The organism is Knoellia tibetensis, assembly GCF_048606415.1.
Lineage (GTDB): Bacteria > Actinomycetota > Actinomycetes > Actinomycetales > Dermatophilaceae > Knoellia > Knoellia tibetensis.
In genome coordinates this window covers 34,047-53,038 of record NZ_JBMBWF010000001.1, presented here as the reverse complement: position 1 = coordinate 53,038, position 18,992 = coordinate 34,047, and the positions used below count along the sequence as shown (strand labels likewise).

At 70.8% G+C, this 18,992-nt stretch carries 19 protein-coding genes, 1 tRNA gene and 1 other RNA gene; 16 read left to right on the top strand and 5 right to left on the bottom strand.

All coding sequences use genetic code 11. The features are described from left to right. Positions 1-78: 78 nt before the first annotated feature. Positions 79-2,844 carry a pyruvate dehydrogenase (acetyl-transferring), homodimeric type gene (aceE, locus tag ACOJV7_RS00270; protein WP_420188154.1) on the bottom strand — a complete coding sequence of 922 codons (2,766 nt, stop codon included), beginning with the start codon at positions 2,842-2,844 and terminating at the stop codon, positions 79-81. Positions 2,845-2,949: 105 nt separating this feature from the next. Here aceE and ACOJV7_RS00265 point away from each other — a divergent pair, with 105 nt between their 5' ends. The 10 genes from ACOJV7_RS00265 to ACOJV7_RS00220 all read left to right on the top strand — a co-directional run bounded on the left by ACOJV7_RS00265 (position 2,950) and on the right by ACOJV7_RS00220 (position 9,840). After that, a complete protein-coding gene (locus ACOJV7_RS00265; protein WP_420188153.1) occupies positions 2,950-3,453 on the top strand; it encodes a PH domain-containing protein in 504 nt (167 codons plus the stop codon). Between the two features lie 17 nt (positions 3,454-3,470). Then, positions 3,471-5,210: a PH domain-containing protein gene (locus ACOJV7_RS00260; protein WP_420188152.1), complete on the top strand. Its 1,740-nt coding sequence runs from the start codon at positions 3,471-3,473 to the stop codon at positions 5,208-5,210. Between the two features lie 6 nt (positions 5,211-5,216). Continuing rightward, positions 5,217-5,657 carry a DUF3052 domain-containing protein gene (locus tag ACOJV7_RS00255; RefSeq protein WP_420188151.1) on the top strand — a complete coding sequence of 147 codons (441 nt, stop codon included), beginning with the start codon at positions 5,217-5,219 and terminating at the stop codon, positions 5,655-5,657. Between the two features lie 25 nt (positions 5,658-5,682). After that, entirely contained in the window at positions 5,683-6,156 is a 474-nt protein-coding gene (locus tag ACOJV7_RS00250; RefSeq protein ID WP_420188150.1) for a peroxiredoxin, read from the top strand. A 48-nt stretch (positions 6,157-6,204) separates the two neighbouring features. Next, positions 6,205-6,277 (top strand) — tRNA-Val (locus ACOJV7_RS00245). A 1-nt stretch (position 6,278) separates the two neighbouring features. Next, positions 6,279-7,106: a Nif3-like dinuclear metal center hexameric protein gene (locus ACOJV7_RS00240; RefSeq protein WP_420188149.1), complete on the top strand. Its 828-nt coding sequence runs from the start codon at positions 6,279-6,281 to the stop codon at positions 7,104-7,106. After that, positions 7,103-7,840, top strand: coding sequence for a zinc ribbon domain-containing protein (locus ACOJV7_RS00235; protein WP_420188148.1), 738 nt, complete (start codon positions 7,103-7,105; stop codon positions 7,838-7,840). Before ACOJV7_RS00240 ends, ACOJV7_RS00235 begins: the two co-directional genes overlap by 4 nt. A 43-nt stretch (positions 7,841-7,883) precedes the next feature. Further along, complete coding sequence (locus ACOJV7_RS00230) at positions 7,884-8,294, top strand: rhodanese-like domain-containing protein (RefSeq protein ID WP_420188147.1); 411 nt, start codon at positions 7,884-7,886, stop codon at positions 8,292-8,294. Position 8,295: 1 nt separating this feature from the next. Beyond that, complete coding sequence (locus ACOJV7_RS00225; RefSeq protein WP_420188146.1) at positions 8,296-9,492, top strand: O-succinylhomoserine sulfhydrylase; 1,197 nt, start codon at positions 8,296-8,298, stop codon at positions 9,490-9,492. 3 nt (positions 9,493-9,495) lie between these two features. After that, on the top strand, positions 9,496-9,840 hold the full coding sequence (locus ACOJV7_RS00220) for a hypothetical protein (protein ID WP_420188145.1): 345 nt from the start codon (positions 9,496-9,498) through the stop codon (positions 9,838-9,840). 63 nt (positions 9,841-9,903) lie between these two features. Here the strand turns inward: ACOJV7_RS00220 and ACOJV7_RS00215 are convergent, their stop codons facing one another. Then, complete coding sequence (locus ACOJV7_RS00215; RefSeq protein WP_420188144.1) at positions 9,904-10,650, bottom strand: YaaA family protein; 747 nt, start codon at positions 10,648-10,650, stop codon at positions 9,904-9,906. 43 nt (positions 10,651-10,693) lie between these two features. Here ACOJV7_RS00215 and ACOJV7_RS00210 point away from each other — a divergent pair, with 43 nt between their 5' ends. The 4 genes from ACOJV7_RS00210 (at position 10,694) to ACOJV7_RS00195 (ending at position 13,499) form a co-directional block, all read left to right on the top strand. Then, positions 10,694-12,139: an RNB domain-containing ribonuclease gene (locus ACOJV7_RS00210; protein ID WP_420188143.1), complete on the top strand. Its 1,446-nt coding sequence runs from the start codon at positions 10,694-10,696 to the stop codon at positions 12,137-12,139. Between the two features lie 36 nt (positions 12,140-12,175). Continuing rightward, an RNA gene (gene rnpB, locus ACOJV7_RS00205) (RNase P RNA component class A) lies at positions 12,176-12,550 on the top strand. A gap of 37 nt (positions 12,551-12,587) precedes the next feature. Then, positions 12,588-13,241 (top strand): MBL fold metallo-hydrolase, encoded by a 654-nt coding sequence (locus ACOJV7_RS00200; RefSeq protein ID WP_420188142.1) that lies wholly within the window; start codon positions 12,588-12,590, stop codon positions 13,239-13,241. Positions 13,242-13,313: 72 nt separating this feature from the next. Continuing rightward, positions 13,314-13,499 carry a hypothetical protein gene (locus ACOJV7_RS00195; protein ID WP_420188141.1) on the top strand — a complete coding sequence of 62 codons (186 nt, stop codon included), beginning with the start codon at positions 13,314-13,316 and terminating at the stop codon, positions 13,497-13,499. A 108-nt stretch (positions 13,500-13,607) separates the two neighbouring features. Here ACOJV7_RS00195 and ppgK read toward each other — a convergent pair whose 3' ends face one another. Both ppgK and map read right to left on the bottom strand, forming a co-directional pair. Continuing rightward, entirely contained in the window at positions 13,608-14,378 is a 771-nt protein-coding gene (gene ppgK / locus ACOJV7_RS00190) for a polyphosphate--glucose phosphotransferase (protein WP_420188140.1), read from the bottom strand. A gap of 34 nt (positions 14,379-14,412) precedes the next feature. Further along, positions 14,413-15,276, bottom strand: coding sequence for a type I methionyl aminopeptidase (gene map, locus ACOJV7_RS00185; protein ID WP_420188139.1), 864 nt, complete (start codon positions 15,274-15,276; stop codon positions 14,413-14,415). Between the two features lie 3 nt (positions 15,277-15,279). Here map and ACOJV7_RS00180 point away from each other — a divergent pair, with 3 nt between their 5' ends. Next, a complete protein-coding gene (locus ACOJV7_RS00180) occupies positions 15,280-15,513 on the top strand; it encodes a methionine aminopeptidase (protein ID WP_420188138.1) in 234 nt (77 codons plus the stop codon). An 89-nt stretch (positions 15,514-15,602) separates the two neighbouring features. Here the strand turns inward: ACOJV7_RS00180 and panB are convergent, their stop codons facing one another. Further along, positions 15,603-16,472, bottom strand: a complete 870-nt coding sequence (gene panB, locus ACOJV7_RS00175; RefSeq protein ID WP_420188137.1) for a 3-methyl-2-oxobutanoate hydroxymethyltransferase — start codon at positions 16,470-16,472, stop codon at positions 15,603-15,605. 251 nt (positions 16,473-16,723) lie between these two features. Between panB and ACOJV7_RS00170 the strand changes: the two genes are divergently transcribed. Then, positions 16,724-18,979 carry an immune inhibitor A domain-containing protein gene (locus ACOJV7_RS00170; RefSeq protein ID WP_420188136.1) on the top strand — a complete coding sequence of 752 codons (2,256 nt, stop codon included), beginning with the start codon at positions 16,724-16,726 and terminating at the stop codon, positions 18,977-18,979. Positions 18,980-18,992 lie beyond the last annotated feature (13 nt).

Sequence of the window (18,992 nt, the reverse complement as noted above, 5' to 3'; positions counted from 1 at the left end):
TGGCACGGCATACGGAGGGAAACGGCTGCGCCCGCCACCACGGAGGGTGACGGGCGCAGGCGGCTGGATGGGTGAGGGTCAGCTGTCGCCGCCCTCGTTGCCGCTCGTGCCGGCGCGGACGTCGAGGAGCTGGTACTTCTCGGCGGCCCTGCCGGGGACGTCGGCCGGGACCTCACCGCGGGCGGCGAGCACCTGGAGGGTGCGGACCGCGAGCGAGGGGCCGTCGACGTGGAAGAAGCGACGGGCCGCGGGACGGGTGTCGGCGAAGCCGAAGCCGTCGGTGCCGAGCGAGTGGAACTCGCCAGGCACCCACTGCGCGATCTGGTCGGGGACGGCGCGCATGTAGTCGGAGGTCGCGAGCACCGGGCCCTCGACGTCCTTGAGCTTCTGCGTGACGTAGGGCACGCGGGCCTCGTTCTCCGGGTGGAGGAAGGCCTCCTCGTCGCACGAGAGGCCGTCGCGGCGGAGCTCGCCCCACGACGTCACCGACCAGACGTCGGAGGCGACGCCCCAGTGGTCGGCGAGGAGCCGCTGTGCCTCGAGCGCCCACGGAACGCCCACGCCGGACGCGAGCAGCTGGGCGCGCGCCGGGGTGTGGGTCCAGCCGGACGTGTCGGCCTTCTCGAGGAGGTACATGCCGCGCAGGATGCCCTCGGTGTCGACGCCCTCGGGCTCGGCCGGCTGGACGATCGGCTCGTTGTAGACGGTGAGGTAGTAGATGAGGTCCTCGGGCGTCTCGCCGTACATCCGCTCGAGACCGTCGCGCATGATGTGCCCGATCTCGTAGCCGAAGGCCGGGTCGTAGGCGACGACGGCCGGGTTCGTCGAGGCGAGCAGCGGCGAGTGGCCGTCGGCGTGCTGGGTGCCCTCTCCGGTGAGCGTGGTGCGCCCGGCGGTGGCGCCGATGAGGAAGCCGCGGGCCATCTGGTCGGCGGCGGCCCAGATGGAGTCGCCCGTGCGCTGGAACCCGAACATCGAGTAGAAGATGTAGATCGGGATCATCGGCTCGCCGTGCGTCGAGTAGCTCGTCGCGGCGGCGGTGAACGCGGCGACCGAGCCGGCCTCGTTGATGCCGAGGTGGAGGATCTGGCCCTGCTCGGACTCGCGGTAGCTGAGCATGAGGTCGTGGTCCACCGGGGTGTAGTTCTGCCCGTGCGGGTTGTAGATCTTGAGCGTCGGGAAGAAGCTGTCCATGCCGAAGGTGCGGGCCTCGTCGGGGATGATCGGCACGATCCGCTTGCCGAACTCCTTGTCCCGCATGAGGTCCTTGAGCAGCCGGACGAACGCCATCGTCGTCGCGATGGTCTGCTTGCCCGAGCCCTTCTTGACCTGCTTGTAGGCGTCGTCGCCCGGCAGCGTCACCTGGGTGTACTTGCTGCGCCGCTCCGGGATCTGACCACCGAGCGCGCGCCGCCGCTCGAGCATGTACTGGAGCGTCGGGTCGTTCTCACCCGGGTGGAAGTACGGCGGCTGGTAGGGGTTCTCCTCGATCTGCGCGTCGGTGATCGGCAGGCGCAGGACGTCGCGGTAGCCCTTGAGGTCGTCGACCGTCATCTTCTTCATCTGGTGCGTCGCGTTGCGGCCGGCGAAGCCCTTGCCGAGCGAGTAGCCCTTGATGGTGTGGGCGAGGATGACCGTCGGCTGGCCGGTGTGGTGCACCGCGGCCTGGTAGCCGGCGTAGACCTTGCGGTAGTCGTGGCCGCCCCGCTGCAGGTCGTGCCAGATCTGGTCGTCGGTGAGGCCCTCGACCATCTTGCGGGTGCGCGGGTCGCGCCCGAAGAAGTGCTCGCGGACGTAGGCGCCGTCGTTGGCACGGAACGTCTGGTAGTCACCGTCGGTCGTCGTGTTCATGATGTGCCGCAGTGCGTGGTCGCGGTCGGCGGCGAGCAGCGGGTCCCACCCGCGGCCCCAGATGACCTTGACGACGTTCCAGCCGGCGCCGCGGAAGAACGCCTCCAGCTCCTGGATGATCTTGCCGTTGCCGCGCACCGGGCCGTCGAGCCGCTGCAGGTTGCAGTTGACGACGAACGTGAGGTTGTCGAGCTCCTCGGTGGCTGCCAGCTGGAGCAGGCCACGCGACTCCGGCTCGTCCATCTCGCCGTCGCCGAGGAAGGCCCACACGCGCTGGTCGCTCGTGTCCTTGATGCCGCGGTTGTGGAGGTACTTGTTGAACTGCGCCTGGTAGATCGCGTTCATCGGGCCGATGCCCATCGACACCGTCGGGAACTGCCAGTAGTCCGGCATCATCCGCGGGTGCGGGTAGGACGACAGGGCCCGGATGCGACCGTCGACGAGGTGGCTCTTCTCCTGGCGGAAGCCGTCGAGGTCGGTCTCGCCGAGGTGGCCCTCGAGGAAGCTGCGGGCATACATGCCGGGGGAGGCGTGACCCTGGAAGAAGATCTGGTCGCCACCGCCCGGGTGGTCCTGGCCCCGCCAGAAGTGGTTGAAGCCGACCTCGTAGAGGGTCGCGGCCGACGCGTAGGTCGAGATGTGACCACCGACGCCGACGCCGGGTCGCTGGGCGCGGTGCACCATGACCGCGGCGTTCCAGCGGATCCACCGGCGGTACTGCCGCTCGACCTCCTCGTCACCGGGGAACCAGGGCTCCTGCTCCTGGTCGATGGTGTTGACGTAGTCGGTCGCGGTGAGGGACGGGACGCCGATCTGGTTCTCGCGGGCGCGCTCGAGGAGACGCAGCATGAGGTATCGCGCCCGTTGGCGGCCACCCTCGTCGATCACCTGGTCCAGCGAGTCCAACCACTCCGAGGTCTCCTCGGGGTCGATGTCGGTGAGGCTGCTCGGGAGGCCATTGAGGATCGGGCCGGCTTCCTCGCGAAACGTCACGACGATGTCCCTTCTGCTTGCGGATTCGACCAAGAGGTCGTCCCGACCATCCTGTCACTCGGGAGTGGCCGTCGTCACACGTGGGTCGGCTGGCAGGCTGTGGCCATGACCTCCGCGCTCGACCCGGACGCCGTCACCCTCCGAGGTGACGAGCTGCCGTGGCGCCCCGTGAGCCCCGCCCTGCGCACCGTGCGGCTCATCACCCTCACCGCCTGCCTCGTACCGTTCGTCGTCGCCTTCGCGGTGCTGGCCGTCCTGCTCTCGGTGTGGTTCTGGATCGGGGCCGCGGTGGCCGCCGCCGTCCTCGCATGGGGCGCGTGGCTCATCGGCCGTCAGGTCTCGGCGATCTCGTGGATCGAGCTGCCCGAGGAGATCGTCATCCGCAAGGGCCGCGTCTTCCGGTCGCTCGTGAGCATCCCCTATGGCCGCCTCCAGTACATCGACGTCGAGTCCGGTCCGCTCATGCGCTCGCGGGGCATCGCGTCGTGCGAGTTCCACACGGCCTCGCCCCAGAGCGGCGGCACCCTGCCCGGGCTCCCGCTCGAGGAGGCCGAGGCCCTGCGGGGTCGCCTCGCCTCGCGTGGCGAGGCGCAGCGAGCAGGCCTGTGACGGACCAGGATCCGCGTATGCCGGACCCCGACCCGCGTATGCCGGTGGCGGACCCGCGTGAGCCGGATGCCGACCCGCGTATGCCGGATGCGGACCCGGGTGTGCGGGCTGCGGACCCGCGCGTCCCCGAGCTGCACGAGTGGCAGCACCTCCACCCGCTCTCGCCCATCCTGCGAGGCGGGCTCGTCGGCGTCGCGATTCTCGGCTACGCCGGCTCCCAGTTCGTCGACGACCTCTTCAGCGGTCTCGGCGGTGGCGGCGAGGGCGACGAGGGGTCTGAGCGCGGCCTGCGCGAGGGGCTGGCCTTCCTCTTCGACCACTCGCTCGCCGCCGCGGCCGCGATCGTCGCGGTGCTCGCCGTCATCGGGCTCGTCGGCTGGCTCACGTGGCGCTTCTCGAAGTTCCGCGTCGCCGCAGGCCAGATCGAGCTGCGCAAGGGCTGGCTCTTCCGCGAGCACCGCCAGGTCCCGCTCGAGCGCGTCCAGGCCATCGAGATCAGCCGGCCGCTGCTCGCCCAGATCACCGGTCTCTCACAGGTCATCGTCCAGTCCGCCGGCGGAGGCGACTCGCACCTCAGGCTCGCGTTCCTCGGCGCGCGTCGCGCCGAGGAGGTGCGCCGCCAGCTGCTCGCCCTCGCCGGGCGCCGCGACGAGGCCGGTCCGACCTCGGCCGCCGAGGGCGGCGCGGCCGCCGTCGGCCGCGCCGAACCCGGCCACGCCGCACCCGGCCAGGCCGCACCCGGCCAGGTCGCACCCGGCCAGGCCGCACCCGGCCAGGTCGCACCCGGCCTCCCCGCGACCGGCCTCCTCGACCCCGACGAGGGGCGCGAGGTCCTGCGCGTCCCGAACTCCCGTCTCTTCGTCGCGACGATCCTCCACGGCGGCACGATCCTTCTCGGCGCGGTGGCGCTCGTGACCGCGGGCGTGGCGCTCGCGGCATACGGATCGACGTTGGAGGCACTCACGGGAGCGGCGATCGCCCTGCCGGCTCTCGGCCCGCTCGCGTTCGGCATCGCGGTCAACCGGGTCGGCGAGCTGCTCAAGCACGGCAACTTCCGCCTCGGCGACACGGGCACCGCCGCCCGGGTCCAGCACGGGCTCACCGACAAGCGCACGACGACGATCCCGCTGCACCGCATCCAGGCGGTCGGCATGGTGCAGCCGCTGTGGTGGCGCCCCGTCGGCTGGTGGCGGGTCCATGTCAACGTCGCCGGCATCGGTCAGGACCCCTCCGGCGGCTCCGGCGACGACGACACGACCGTCCTGCCCGTGGGGACGCTCGACCAGGCGCTCGAGGTGCTCGCCCTGCTCGACCCCGCGCTCTCGGCCGACGACCTCCGGCAGGCCGCGCTCGGCGAGGGCGGCGAGGCCGGGTGGACGACGGTCTCCGAGCGCGCCCGGATCCTCGACCCGCTGAGCTGGCGGCGCAACGGGTTCGCCGTGTCCGCGCACTCGCTCATGGTCCGCACCGGACGGTTCTGGCGACGGGTGTCGGTCATGCCGCACGCTCGGGTCCAGTCGCTCACGCTCTCGCAGGGGCCGATCGACCGGCGCCTCGACCTCGCGACGGTCACCCTTGTCTCCACGCCCGGTCCGGTGTCCGTGCAGGTCCAGCACCTGGAGGCCGGCACGGCGACCGGTCTGCTGCGTGACGAGGCGGGACGGTCGCGCGCCGCACGGCAAATCTCTGGAACCGCTTGCACGACGGACGCCGTTCCTAGTCAACTAGAGCCCCCAGCACCGCACGATGAGAGGTAGCCGACCGTGAACACCCCCGCAGCACCTGCCGCCGAACCCGGGCCCGACGGCTCGGGCACCGTCGGTCGCCTCGGCTTCGTCGCCGAGCAGATCGTGCAGGAGCTCGGCTGGGACGAGGACGTCGACGACGACTTCCGGTTCGCCGTCGAGGACGTCATCGGGTCCGAGCTCGAGGACGACGACTACACCGGCGAGACCGACGCGGTCCTGCTCTGGTGGAGGTCCGGCGACGGCGATCTCACCGACGCCCTCGTCGACCTCGTCGGCGTGCTCCAGGAGGGTGGCTTCGTCGTCGCGCTCACCCCCAAGAACCGCGACAAGGGCGCGGTCGACCCCTCCGAGATCGACGAGGCCGCAGCCACCGCCGGTCTCCACACAGCCGGTGCGTTCCACGCGTCGCCGGACTGGCGGGCGACCAAGCTCGTCGCCCCCAAGGGGCGGCGCTGACACCTCCTGCGGCAGACTCTTCGTCATGGACGACGTGCTGACCGGTCTCCCCGTGGGGGAGCAGGCCCCGATGTTCACGCTGCGTGACCAGAACGGCCAGGACGTCTCGCTCGCCGACCACCTCGGCGACCGCCACGTGCTCCTCGTCTTCTTCCCGTGGGCGTTCTCGGGCATCTGCACCGGCGAGCTCACCGAGATCCGCGACAACCTCGGCGCCTACGTCACCGAGGACGTCCAGGTCCTCACCGTCTCGTGCGACGCGATGTTCTCGCTGCGCGCCTACGCCGACCGCGACGCCTACTTCTTCCCGCTGCTCTCCGACTTCTGGCCGCACGGCGAGGTCGCCCGCGCCTACGGCGTCTTCGACGAGACGGCCGGCGTCGCTCGGCGGGGGACCTTCCTCATCGGCCCCGACGGCGTCATCCGCTGGTCCCTCGTCACGGGGATCGGGGAGCGCCGCGACTTCAGCGGCTACCACCACGCCCTCGCCCGGGCCTGACCGAGTCCTGACACAATGGGCGACCGCACACGGCCGGGAGCCGTGTGGGGGCCTGTAGCTCAGTTGGTAGAGCACCGCGTTTACACCGCGGGTGTCGTCGGTTCGAGGCCGGCCGGGCCCACGTGACCGCCACCCTGCGGGACGTCGTCGACGTCCTCGACCGTCTCTACCCGCCCGCGACCGCGCAGTCGTGGGACCAGGTCGGTCTCGTGACCGGCGACCCCGAGCAGCCGATCGAGCGCATCCTGCTCGCCCTCGACCCGACGCTCGCCGTCATCGACGAGGCCCGCGAGCTGCACGCCGACCTCCTCGTCACCCACCACCCGCTCCTGCTGCGCGGCATCCACTCGGTCGCGACGACGAGCGCCAAGGGCGCGAGCGTCACCGGCCTCGTCGTGGGCGACATCGCTCTCTACGTCGCGCACACCAATGCCGACGTGGCGGCCACGGGTGTCTGCGAGGCCCTCGCCGCAGCAGCCGGGCTCGAGGACACGCGGCCGCTCGCGGTCGTCGAGGACCAGCCGCTCGGTCGTGTCGGGCGGCTCGCCTCGCCGACGACCCTGGGAGCGTTCGCCACCACCCTGTATGCCGTCCTCCCACCCGCCGCCGGCGGCCTGCGGGTCTCGGGCCCGGCCGACGCGCCGGTCGAGACGGTGGCCGTCCTCGGCGGCGCCGGGGACGACCAGTTCGACGCGGTGCGCGCGAGCGGCGCCGACGTCTACGTGACGGCCGACCTGCGCCACCACCCGGCACTCGAGGCCCGTGAGGAGGCGCGCGGGGGAGCGCCCTACCTGATCGACGCCGGTCACTGGTCGAGCGAGGCGGTCTGGCTGACGACCCTGCGGGACGCCCTCGGCGCTGCGCTTAGGGTGGACATCGACATCAGCACAGTGCGCACCGACCCGTGGACCTTCACGGTCGGGGCGGAGAACCTCGGAGGTACCGCGTGAAGGCCGACCCGACCCGCCAGTCCAGGCTGCTCGACCTCCAGGCCCTCGACACGCGCCTGTCCCAGATCGACCACGCGCGCCGCACCATCCCGCAGCTCGCCGAGATCGCCGACCTTGAGGGCAAGGCCCGCCTGCTCGACGACCAGCTCGTCCGGTCGCGCACGGAGCTCGGTGACGTCCAGCGCGAGATCCGCAAGGCCGAGGCCGACGTCCAGCAGGTCCGCGACCGCGCGACCCGCGACCAGCAGCGGCTCGACTCCGGTGTCGGCACGGCCAAGGACCTCACCGCGATCCAGCACGAGCTCGAGTCCCTCGCCCGCCGCCAGGGCGAGCTCGAGGACGTCGAGCTCGAGGTCATGGAGCGGGCCGAGGCCATCGAGTCCGACGTCGCCGAGCTCGAGCGCGGCCGGGCCGAGCTCACCGAACGGCTGACCACGCTCGAGAAGGCCCGCGACGAGCGCCTCGCCGAGCTCGCGGCGGAGGAGACCGCCGTCGCCGCCCCGCGCGACACCGTCGTCGAGGAGGTGGGTGACGACCTCGTCGCCCTCTACGAGAAGATCCGCGCGACGAGCGGCACCGGCGCCGCGGCCCTGCGCCAGCGTCGCTGCGGTGGATGCCAGCTCGAGCTCAACCCCGTCGAGCTGCGGACCATCAAGGACGCCCCCGAGGACGAGGTGCTGCGCTGCGAGGAGTGCCGCCGGATCCTCGTGCGCACCCCCGAGTCCGGTCTCTGAACGACCCGCGACCGCACGACGGCGCGAGCCTAGGCTGGCGCGCATGACCTATGCCGGTGACGTCACCCCCACCGAGGCGTATGCCGCGGTGACCGCCTCCGAGGACGCCGTCCTCGTCGACGTGCGCACCCGGGCCGAGTGGGCCTACGTCGGGGTTCCGCTGCTCGACGACGGCAGCCTCCCCGTGCTCGTCGAGTGGCAGCGCTACCCCGACGGCAGCGTCAACGACGGCTTCGTCGACGACCTTCGGGCCGCCGGTGTCGGCGAGGGCACGCCGATCTACTTCGTGTGCCGCTCGGGTGTCCGGTCGGTCGCGGCCGCGGAGGCGGCGACGGCTGCCGGTCTCGGGCCGGCATACAACGTCCTCGAGGGGTTCGAGGGTCCTCACGACGCGCAGGGCCACCGGACGGTGTCCGGGTGGAAGGTCGCCGGCCTCCCGTGGAAGCAGGGCTGAGGTGAGCGAGGAGACCGGGCGCTCGTTCCGCCCCGAGACCCTCGCCGTGCGAGGAGGCTTGTCCCGCACCGGTTTCGACGAGACGAGCGAGGCGATGTTCCTCACGTCGGGCTTCGTCTACGAGTCCGCCGAGCAGGCCGAGGCGGCCTTCAAGGACGAGATCGAGAAGTTCATCTACAGCCGCTACGGCAACCCCACGGTCTCGATGTTCGAGGAGCGGCTGCGCCAGCTCGAGGGGGCCGAGGCCTGCTACGCGACGTCCTCGGGGATGTCCGCCGTCTGGGTCGCCCTCGCCGCGCTGTGCGGCAAGGGTGACCGCATCGTCGCGTCGCGCGCCCTCTTCGGGTCGTGCTTCGTCATCATCGACGAGATCCTCCCGAGGTTCGGCGTCGAGGCGGTCTTCGTGGACGGGCCCGACCTCGCCCAGTGGGAGGCGGCCCTGTCCGAGCCGACCGCAGCCGTCTTCTTCGAGACCCCGAGCAACCCGATGCAGGAGCTCGTCGACATCGAGGCGGTCTCCACGCTCGCGCATGCGGCCGGTGCGACCGTCGTCGTCGACAACGTCTTCGGGACGCCGGTCTTCTCGCGCCCGCTCGAGCACGGCGCCGACGTCGTCGTCTACTCCGCGACCAAGCACATCGACGGGCAGGGGCGCGTCCTCGGCGGCGCGGTGCTGGGCCCGGCAGAGTTCGTCGACGGCCCGGTCAAGAACCTCATGCGCCACACCGGCCCGGCCATGTCGCCCTTCAACGCCTGGGTCCTCGTCAAGGGCCTCGAGACGATGAGCATCCGGGTGCGGCAGATGGCCGAGAACTCCCTCACGCTGGCCCGTCACCTCGAGGGACGCCGCGGCATCGTCCGGGTCGTCCACCCCTTCCTCGAGAGCCATCCGCAGCACGAGCTCGCCCTGCGCCAGATGACGGGGGGAGGGACCGTCGTCACCTTCGAGGTCGAGGGAGGCAAGGACGTCGCCTTCCGGGTCATGAACGCGCTGCGGCTCGTCGACATCTCCAACAACCTCGGCGACGCGAAGTCGCTCGTCACCCACCCGGCGACGACGACCCACCGGCGGCTCACCGAGGAGGCCCGGGCGGCGGTCGGCATCACCGACGGGACGATCCGCATCTCGGTCGGTCTCGAGTCGGTCCTCGACCTCGTCGACGACGTCGAGGCCGCCCTCGCCGGGGCGCTGCCCTAGCCGATGCCGTCCTATCGCGTCACGGTCGACGTGCTCGACGTCCGTGCCGGCGTGGCTCCGCAGGCCGTCCTGCCCGCGGCCGAGGCCGTCCTCGCCAAGACGCACGTCGTCGAGGACCGGCTGCTCGACGTCGCCGGCGTGGGAACGGGCCACCCGCAGCCACGGCTGCACCTGCGGTTCGTCGTGGACGCGTCCGAGCGGGCGGCCGAGGACGCCGAGGCCGGGGCCGTCGCCCGGCTGCTCGTGGACGAGCTCGACGAGCTCGTCCGGTGTGGCATGTGGCGCCTGCACCGCGGGCCCGGCCGCCGCTCTACCCTCGTCGCGACCGGCACGCCCACCACCGACTGATTGCGACGTCGCAGAGTCACTCGCTGGCGCTCGCAGCTCTGCGACGTCGCAACCAGTGGGGCGTCAGCGAGCGGTGACGTCGAGCACCCACGGCCGCCCGCGACGGGCGGGCGGGGTGAGGTCGACGTCGAACGCCTCACCGACGACCGCGGCGAGCCGCTCCGGGGTGCGCACCCGCTGCCCGGTCACGCAGAGGTGGCGGGCGACGAGTCCGCGGGTGTGCTTGGCCATGTGGCTCGCGCCGGGGACCCGGACCTGCACCCAGCGGTGGGCGACCTCGCCCGTGGGAGTCCACGCGACGGCATACGTCGAGCTCCGGCAGTCGACGACGACCTCGCGACCGGCGGCGGGGGCGAGCACGCCGTCGAGGACCGGTCGCCACGCGGAGGCCACGGGTCCGAGGCCGGGCAGGTTGACGTCCATCGACAGCCGGTAGGCCGTGATCCGGTCCTTGGGACGCACGGCGCCGTGGAGGGCCGAGACCACGACGAGCCAGGCGTTGGCGCGACGCCGTGCCGCGGGGTCCATCGAGGCGAGGTCGAGCGCGTCGTAGAGGACGCCGGTGTAGACCTCGGCGGCCGGCGTGGCGGGGGCCGAGTCGAGGACGAGGTTGCGGGCTACCTCGTCGGACAGACCGGGCGAGACGCCGAGATCGGCTGTGGCAGTGGGGGAGTCGCTCACCTCGCGCAGGTGCCGCGCGACGAGCGCACGCGTCGCGGCGAGCTCGGGGAACGACCACGTGGACGGGTCGGCCGGCCTGCCCCGGCGCCTGTTGGCCTTGGACTCCGACGGCGGCAGGAGGATGAGCACGCGGACACCCTATGTGGGGCACCGCTTGGGTAGGTTGACGGGCATGCGCCAGCGCCAGATCAGCCTCCCGCCGACCGACGCCACCACCTCCGAAGCCGTTCGCGAGGCGCTGCTCGCCCGCTTCGCGGCGATCCGTGCCGAGCTGGAGGTCGCGGAGGAGTTCCCTCCCGAGGTGACGGCCGAGGCCGAAAAGGTCGTCTCCGCGCCCGTCGACCTGCCGGAGCGCGACGAGACGGCGGTGCCGTTCTTCACCATCGACCCGGCGAGCTCGATGGACCTCGACCAGGCTATGCACCTCGAGCGCGACGGTGACGGCTACCGCGTCCGCTACGCCATCGCGGACGTCCCGGCCTTCGTGGCGCCCGGCGGCGCCGTCGACACCGAGGCTCGGCGCCGGGGCCAGACGATCTACTGCCCGGACAAGCGGCTGCCGCTGCACCCGACGGTGATGAGCGAGGGCGCGGCGAGCCTCCTGCCGGGCGAGGTGCGTCCGGCGTTCGTCTGGGACATGCGGCTCGACGCCGAGGGAGAGGGCACGAGCGCCGAGGTCTACCGCGCCATGGTCCGCTCGGTCGAGCGCTTCGACTACGTCGCGGTGCAGGAGCTGGTCGACGCAGGCACCGACGACGAGCGGTGGGCGCTGCTGCGCGAGATCGGGGAGAAGCGCATCCGCCAGGAACAGCTGCGTGGCGGCGCGAGCCTGCCGATGCCGGAGCAGGAGGTCCACCTCGGCGAGGACGGCGACTTCACGCTCGAGTTCCGGCCCCCACGCACCGTCGAGGAGTGGAACGCGCAGATCTCGCTCCTCACCGGCATGGCGGCCGCCGACATGATGCTCCACGCGCGCGTCGGCATCCTGCGCACGATGCCCGAGGCCGAGCACAACGCCGTCGCCCGCTTCCGTCGCCAGGCCAAGGCGCTCGGCGCGCCGTGGCCCGCCGAGCAGTCCTACGGCGACTTCCTCCGCAGCCTCGACCGGACCAACCCGAAGCACCTGGCCCTCATCTACGACGCCACCTCGCTCTTCCGCGGTGCCGGCTACACGCCCTTCGACGGCGACGTGCCGGAGCAGGTCGAGCAGGCCGCGGTGGCCGACGCCTATGCGCACGTCACGGCTCCGCTGCGTCGCCTCGTCGACCGCTTCGGGCTCGTCATCTGCGAGGCGATCAGCAGCGGCGCCGAGGTCCCGTCGTGGGTGCGCGAGGCGCTGCCGACGCTGCCCGAGACGATGAAGGAGTCCGACCGACGCGCGGGTGCGACCGAGCGCATGTGTGCCGACGCCGTGGAGGCCGCCGTCCTTCACCCGAGGGTCGGCGAGAGCTTCTCCGCCGTCGTCGTCGACCGCGACGACAAGGCCCTCGAGGTCCAGCTCCTCGACGTCCCCGTCGTCGCTCGTGCCACCGGCGAGGCCGAGCTCGGTGCGACCGTCGACGTGCGGCTCGAGTCGGCCGACGTCGCGACCGGGCAGGTGCGCTTCACGGTCGCGTGAGCGACCGGCATACGACACGTATGATGTGCGGGCGGACGAGTCAGTCCGACGGTCGCGACGCGGGCAACCGCTTCGAGGAAAGTCCGGGCTCCACAGGGCAGGGTGGTGGCCAACAGCCACCCGGGGCGACCCGCGGGACAGTGCCACAGAGAACAGACCGCCTCCCGGCTCCGGCCGGGCGGCAAGGGTGAAACGGTGGTGTAAGAGACCACCAGCGACTCCGGTGACGGAGCCGGCTAGGTAAACCCCACCCGGAGCAAGCTCAGACAGTGTGCGTTCGAGGGCGGCCCGCCCGAGCACACGGGTAGAGCGCTGGAGGCCACTGGCAACAGTGGTCCGAGATGGATGACCGTCAGCGTGACCCGGGCAACCGGCCACGCGACAGAACCCGGCTTATGACTGACTCGTCCGCCCCACCGTCGCCGCGGCCCCGGCATACGGTGAGTGCATGAGACTGACGCACCTCGGACACGCGTGCCTTCTCGTCGAGATCGCCGGTGAGCGGATCCTGGTCGACCCCGGTGGGTGGACGCCGGGCTTCGAGCAGCTGCGCGACCTCTCCGCCGTCGTCGTCACCCATCAGCACGCCGACCACCTCGACCAGCGTCGGCTGCCGATCCTCATGGGGCACAACAGGTCGGCGCGGCTGCTCGCCGACCCCGGCAGCGCCGAGGTGCTCTCGGGCCTCGGCCTCGATGCCGAGGTGCGCATGGAGCCGACGAAGGTGGGGCCGGTGTCGCTCCTCCCCGTCGGCGAGACCCACGCGCTCATCCACGAGGACATCCCACGGATCCCCAACGTCGGGGTCGTCCTGCGGGCACTCGGGGAGGCGAGCATCTACCACCCCGGCGACAGCCTCGACGGAGACCCGGGCGAGGTCGATGTCGTCGCCTTCCCGCTCAACGCCCCGTGGCAGGCCAGCCGTGACATGGCCGCCTTCCTCCGGCGGCTCAACCCGCCGGTCGCCGTACCCATCCACGACGCGCTGCTCAGCGCCGAGGGCCGCCGGCTCTACCTCGGGCAGGCCGACTCCCTGGGCGGCACCGACACGGAGATCCGCGACCTGGCCGCTCGGGGCGCGGTCGAACTCGCCACGAGCTGACGGCCGCCGGCGACGCGCCCGGGTCGTGGACCCGGTTTGGAGAGATAGGTAAGGCTCACCTACTCTCGCCGGGTGCCCAAGGTCGCCGCGAAGAAGAAGTGCTGCAAGGACAAGCCTCGTTGCAAGGCGTGTCCGGTGGTCCTCATGCGGCTGAGCAAGATGGGCTACGCCGAGCAGCTCACCACGGGCAAGAAGGCGAAGTACTCGGTCGAGAAGAACGTCCCCAAGAAGGCGATGGTCCTCGCGCGCCAGCGCTGACCACTCAGGGAGCGGTTGGCGAACCACGGAGCTGCCCGCGAGCCGGTTCGACCAGGCTCGCGAGCCACGTCACGGTTCGCGAACCGTGACGGTCCCGACCCAGCCGCGTCAGTGCGAGTCGTGGTACTCCTGCGCGAGGTGGGCGGCGCCGATGATGCCGGCCTTGTTCTCGAGCACCGCGGGCACGATCCTGGTCCGCAGCTCGAGCAGCGGCAGGAACTCCTCGTGGTCCTTCGAGACCCCGCCGCCGACGACGATGAGGTCGGGCCAGAGCAAGTTCTCGAGGTGGCTGTAGTAGCGCTGGAGCCGCTCGGCCCACTCGGGGTAGCTCAGCCCCTCGACGTCCTTGATCGACGACGCAGCCCGCTTCTCGGCGTCGAACCCGTCGAGCTCGAGGTGGCCCAGCTCGGAGTTCGGGATGAGCGTGCCGTTGTGGATGAGCGCGGTGCCGATGCCGGTGCCGAGGGTCGTGAGGATGACGAGCCCCTTCTGGCCCTTGGCGGCGCCGTAGTGGAGCTCGGCGACACCGGCCGCGTCCGCGTCGTTGACGAGGACGATGTCGTGGCCGAGCTTCTTCTCGAGCATCGGCTCGGCGTCGAAGTCGAGCCACGACTTGTCGATGTTGGCCGCCGAGCGGACGACGCCGTGGGTGACCACGCCGGGCACGGTGATCCCGATGGGGGAGTCGCCGCGGACGTCGTCGAAGTGGTCGACGATCTGGTCGATGACATCGGCAACGGCGTCGGGCGTCGACCGCTCCGGGGTGTCGATCCGCTTGCGCTTGGCCGCGAACTCGCCCTTGGCCAGGTCGACCGGCGCGCCCTTGATGCCGCTCCCGCCCACGTCGATGCCCAGTGGCAGACCGGTCTTCTTGCTCATGGGGACTCCTTCGTCCGTCGGGTCGGTGGTGCGGTCAGGGGAGGGTGAGGATCTCGTTGCCGGAGTCGGTGATGAGGATGGTGTGCTCGAACTGGGCCGACCGGCGGCGGTCGCGGGTGACGACGGTCCACTCGTCGTCCCACATGTCCCACGCCTCGGTGCCGAGGTTGAGCATCGGCTCGATGGTGAAGGTCATGCCGGGCTCGATGACGGTGTCGTAGGACGGCGCCGCGTCGTAGTGCGGGATGATGAGCCCGGAGTGAAACGAGCGCCCGATGCCGTGACCGGTGAAGTCGCGCACGACGCCGTAGCCGAACCGCTTGGCATAGCTCTCGATGACCCGGCCGATGATGTTGACCTGCCGGCCGGGCACCGCGGCCTTGATGCCGCGCATCATCGCCTCGCGCGTCCGCTCGACGAGCAGCCGGGACTCCTCGTCGACGTCGCCGCAGAGGTAGGTCGCGTCGGTGTCGCCGTGGACCCCGCCGATGTAGGCGGTGATGTCGATGTTGACGATGTCGCCGTCCTCGAGCGGGCGCGAGTCCGGGATGCCGTGGCACACGACCTCGTTGACCGAGGTGCACAGCGACTTCGGGAAGCCGCGGTAGCCCAGGGTCGAGGGATAGGCCCCGTGGTCGAGGAGGAACTCGTGGCCCACGCGGTCGATCTCGTCGGTCGTCACGCCGGGGGCGATGACCGCGGCGGCCGCCTCCATCGCCTGCGCCGCCAGCCGGCACGCGACCCGCATGAGCTCGATGGTCTCGGCGTCCTTGACCTCGGGGGAGAGGTTCTTGTCCGGCGTGGCCTTGTCGACGTACTCCGGTCGCTCGATCGAGGAGGGGACGGGCCGCCGCGCGGAAACCTCTCCCGGAGCGACACTTCCGTACGTCAGCGGCATACGGTGGAGTCTAGGCAGAGCGCCGACCGCGACACCGAGGAGGACGACATGGCGTACTGGTACAACATCCAGACCAAGCAGGTCGAGACCGACGAGAACCGCAGTCGCAACGACGACGTCATGGGTCCCTACGAGACCGAGGCCGAGGCCAGCAACGCCATCGCCTCCGCCCGCGAGAAGACCGAGCAGTGGGACGCCGAGGACCGCGCCTGGGAGGGCGAGAACTCCGAGGACTGACCGCCGGAGCCTTTGCGGCACAGGCGAGAACGAGAGGCGGTATGCCGGGTGCGCACCCGGCATACCGCCTCTCGTTCTCGCTTTCCCGCCTACTGCTCGAAGGAGTGCTCGGAGGCGGGGAAGGTGCCGGAGGCGACCTCGGCGGCATAGCTGCGGGCGGCGTTGCCGAGGTCGGTGCGCATGTCGAGGTACTTCTTGACGAAGCGCGGGGCGCGGCCGCCCCGGAGCCCGGCCATGTCCTGCCACACGAGGACCTGCGCGTCACAGTGCGGGCCGGCGCCGATGCCGATCGTCGGGATGCGCAGCGCCTCGGTGACCTTGGCCGCGAGCGGCGCGGGCACCATCTCCATGACGACGGCGAAGCAGCCGGCCTGCTCGAGGGCGAGGGCGTCCTCGAGGAGCCGGTCGGCGCCGTCGCCCCGCCCCTGGACGCGGTAGCCGCCGAGGACGTGCTCGCTCTGCGGGGTGAAGCCGATGTGGCCCATGACGGGGATGCCGGCGCGCACGAGCAGCTCGACCTCGGGGACCATCGGCTTGCCGCCCTCGAGCTTGACCGCGTGGGCCATGCCCTCCTTCATGAAGCGGGTCGCGGTGGCGAGGGCCTGCTGCGGGCTCGCCTGGTAGGAGCCGAACGGCAGGTCCGCGACGACCATGGCGTGCCGGGCGGCCGACGTCACGGCGCGGCAGAGCGGGACGAGGTGGTCGACGGTGACCGGCACGGTCGTCTCGAAGCCGTAGACGTTGTTGCCCGCGGAGTCGCCCACGAGAAGCACGGGGATGCCTGCCTCGTCGAAGATCTCGGCGGCATACATGTCGTATGCCGTGAGCATCGCCCACTTCTCCCCGGTCTCCTTCATCTTCTGGAGGTGGGGGACGCGGATGCGCTTCTGCGGGGCGGCCTGCGCTCCGGTGCCGTAGGGGTTGGTCGTCTCCGCGGCGGGAGTCGGCTGATCGCTCATGGGGCGATCCTGTCAGAGACCGTGAGGGGTGAGGTGGAGGTGTGCGCTGCCCGACAGGCCTCGTGCGTGGAAGGTAAAAGGCAGGTAAAAAGAACCGCACAAACCATTGTGCAATCGGATTGCACATGTTTCTCTGCATGGGCCCGCCTGACCCCTGGCTGGCGATCACACCCGGAGGAACAGTGACCACACGACACAGTCGTGCCCTCGCCGCCCTTGCTGGCGCGGCGTTGGTAGTGAGCCTTGCGCCCATGGGCGCCCAGGCGACCGAATCCGCCCCACCTGCCGACGGCCCCTCGAAGGCCCACAAGCAGGACGACCTGCCCAACCCGCTCGGCGACGCCGCGCGCGCCCTGCGCAAGGAGGCCGTCGACAAGCTCGTCAAGGGCGAGGCGACGACCGAGACCCGCGGTGGCCAGCGCGTCATCAAGCTGGCCGGCAACAAGAAGGCCGCGAAGGGCTCCAAGGCTGCCCAGGACCGCTACGTGTCCTACCCCGTCGAGCGCGAGGAGGACATCTTCACGATCCTCTCCGAGTTCGGCACGCAGATCCACCCGACCACCGGTGGCACCCCGGGCCCGGTCCGCAACCAGATCCCCGAGCCTGACCGCAACTGGGACGGTGGCGCGACCGACGACAACTCGACCGAGTGGACCGAGGACTTCGACCGCCAGCACTACCAGGACCTGATGTTCGGTGAGGGCGAGTCGTTCAAGGACTTCTACCTCAAGCAGTCCAACGGCAAGTTCCTCGCCAAGGGCGACGTCTCCGACTGGGTCAAGGTGCCCTACAACGAGGCCCGCTACGGCAGCAACAAGATCAGCGACGCCCAGGGCGCCTGGCCGTTCATCCAGGACTCGGCGACCGCTTGGTACAACGCCGAGAAGGCCGCCGGCAAGACCGACGCCCAGATCAAGACCTACCTCGAGCAGTTCGACCGCGTCGACCGCTACGACTTCGACGGCGACGGCAACTTCAACGAGCCGGACGGCTACATCGACCACTTCCAGGCGATCCACGCCGGTGCGGGCGAGGAGGCCGGTGGCGGTGCCCAGGGCGAGGACGCCATCTGGAGCCACCGCTGGTACGCCTACTCCACCAACATCGGCAAGACCGGCCCGGAGCAGAACAAGGCCGGCGGTGTCCAGCTCGGCAGCTCCGGCATCTGGATCGGTGACTACACCACCGAGCCCGAGAACGGCGGCCTCGGCGTCTTCACGCACGAGTTCGGCCACGACCTCGGCCTGCCGGACTACTACGACACCCAGGGTGGCGACAACGGCACCGGCTTCTGGACGCTCATGTCCGGTGGCTCGTGGCTCAACGACGGCACCGTCGACATCGGCTCGAAGCCGGGCTACATGGGTCCGCTCGAGAAGCTCCAGCTCGGCTGGCTCGACTACAAGGTCGTCCCCTTCGGCCAGAAGATGACGGTCAACCTCGGCCCGGCCGACAAGCCGGCGAGCAAGTCCGACTTCCAGGCCATCGCGGTCCCGCTGCCCGACAAGACGGTCACCGAGGACTACAACACGCCGCGCTCCGGCGCGACCGAGTGGTGGAGCGGTGCGGCCGACGGCCTCCAGAACACCCTGACCCGCTCGATCGACCTCACCGGCAAGACCTCCGCCTCCGTCGCGGCCTGGATGCAGTACAACATCGAGGTCGACTACGACTACCTCTACGGCGAGGTCAGCACCGACGGTGGCTCGACGTGGAACCAGGTCGGCACGCCGATCGACGGACCCGAGGGCAACGAGGGCCTGTCCGGCTGGACGCAGAAGTCGTTCGACCTCGGCGCCTACGCCGGCAAGAACGTCCAGTTCCGCTTCCGCTACGCGACCGACGGTGGTCTGCACTACGAGGGCGCGTTCCTCGACGACATCACCGTGACCGCTGACGGCGCGACCGTCCTGTCCGACGACGTCGAGTCCGGCGACAACGGCTGGACCGCCAACGGCTTCACCCGCATGGGTGGCTCGACCTCCGAGGTCGTCAGCCACTACTACCTCGCGGAGAACCGCAACTACACCGGCTACGACTCGACGCTCAAGACGGGTCCGTACAACTTCGGGTTCTCGAACACCAAGCCCGACTGGGTGGAGCGCTTCCCCTACCAGAACGGCATGCTCGTCTGGTACGTCGACGGTGAGTTCGGCGACAACAACACCTCCGCCCACCCGGGTGGCGGCCAGTCCCTCCCGGTCGACGCCCGCCCGGCGCCGGTCACCTTCCCCGGTGGCTACCTGCTCGGCAACCGTCGTCAGCCGTTCGACGCCACCTTCGGCCTCGAGCGCACCGACGAGGTCACCTTCCACCGCAACGGCGTCCCCTCGACCGTGAAGTCCTCGGCCGGCATCCCGACCTTCGACGACTCGGACCCGAACCGCTACTGGGACGCGAAGAATCCGTCGAGCTCGGTCAAGGTCGCGGGCTCCGGCACCGTGATGAAGGTCAACAAGTCCAGCGCCGACGGCAACCAGCTGCAGGTGCAGGTCTCCTTCAAGTGACCTGACCGAAGAA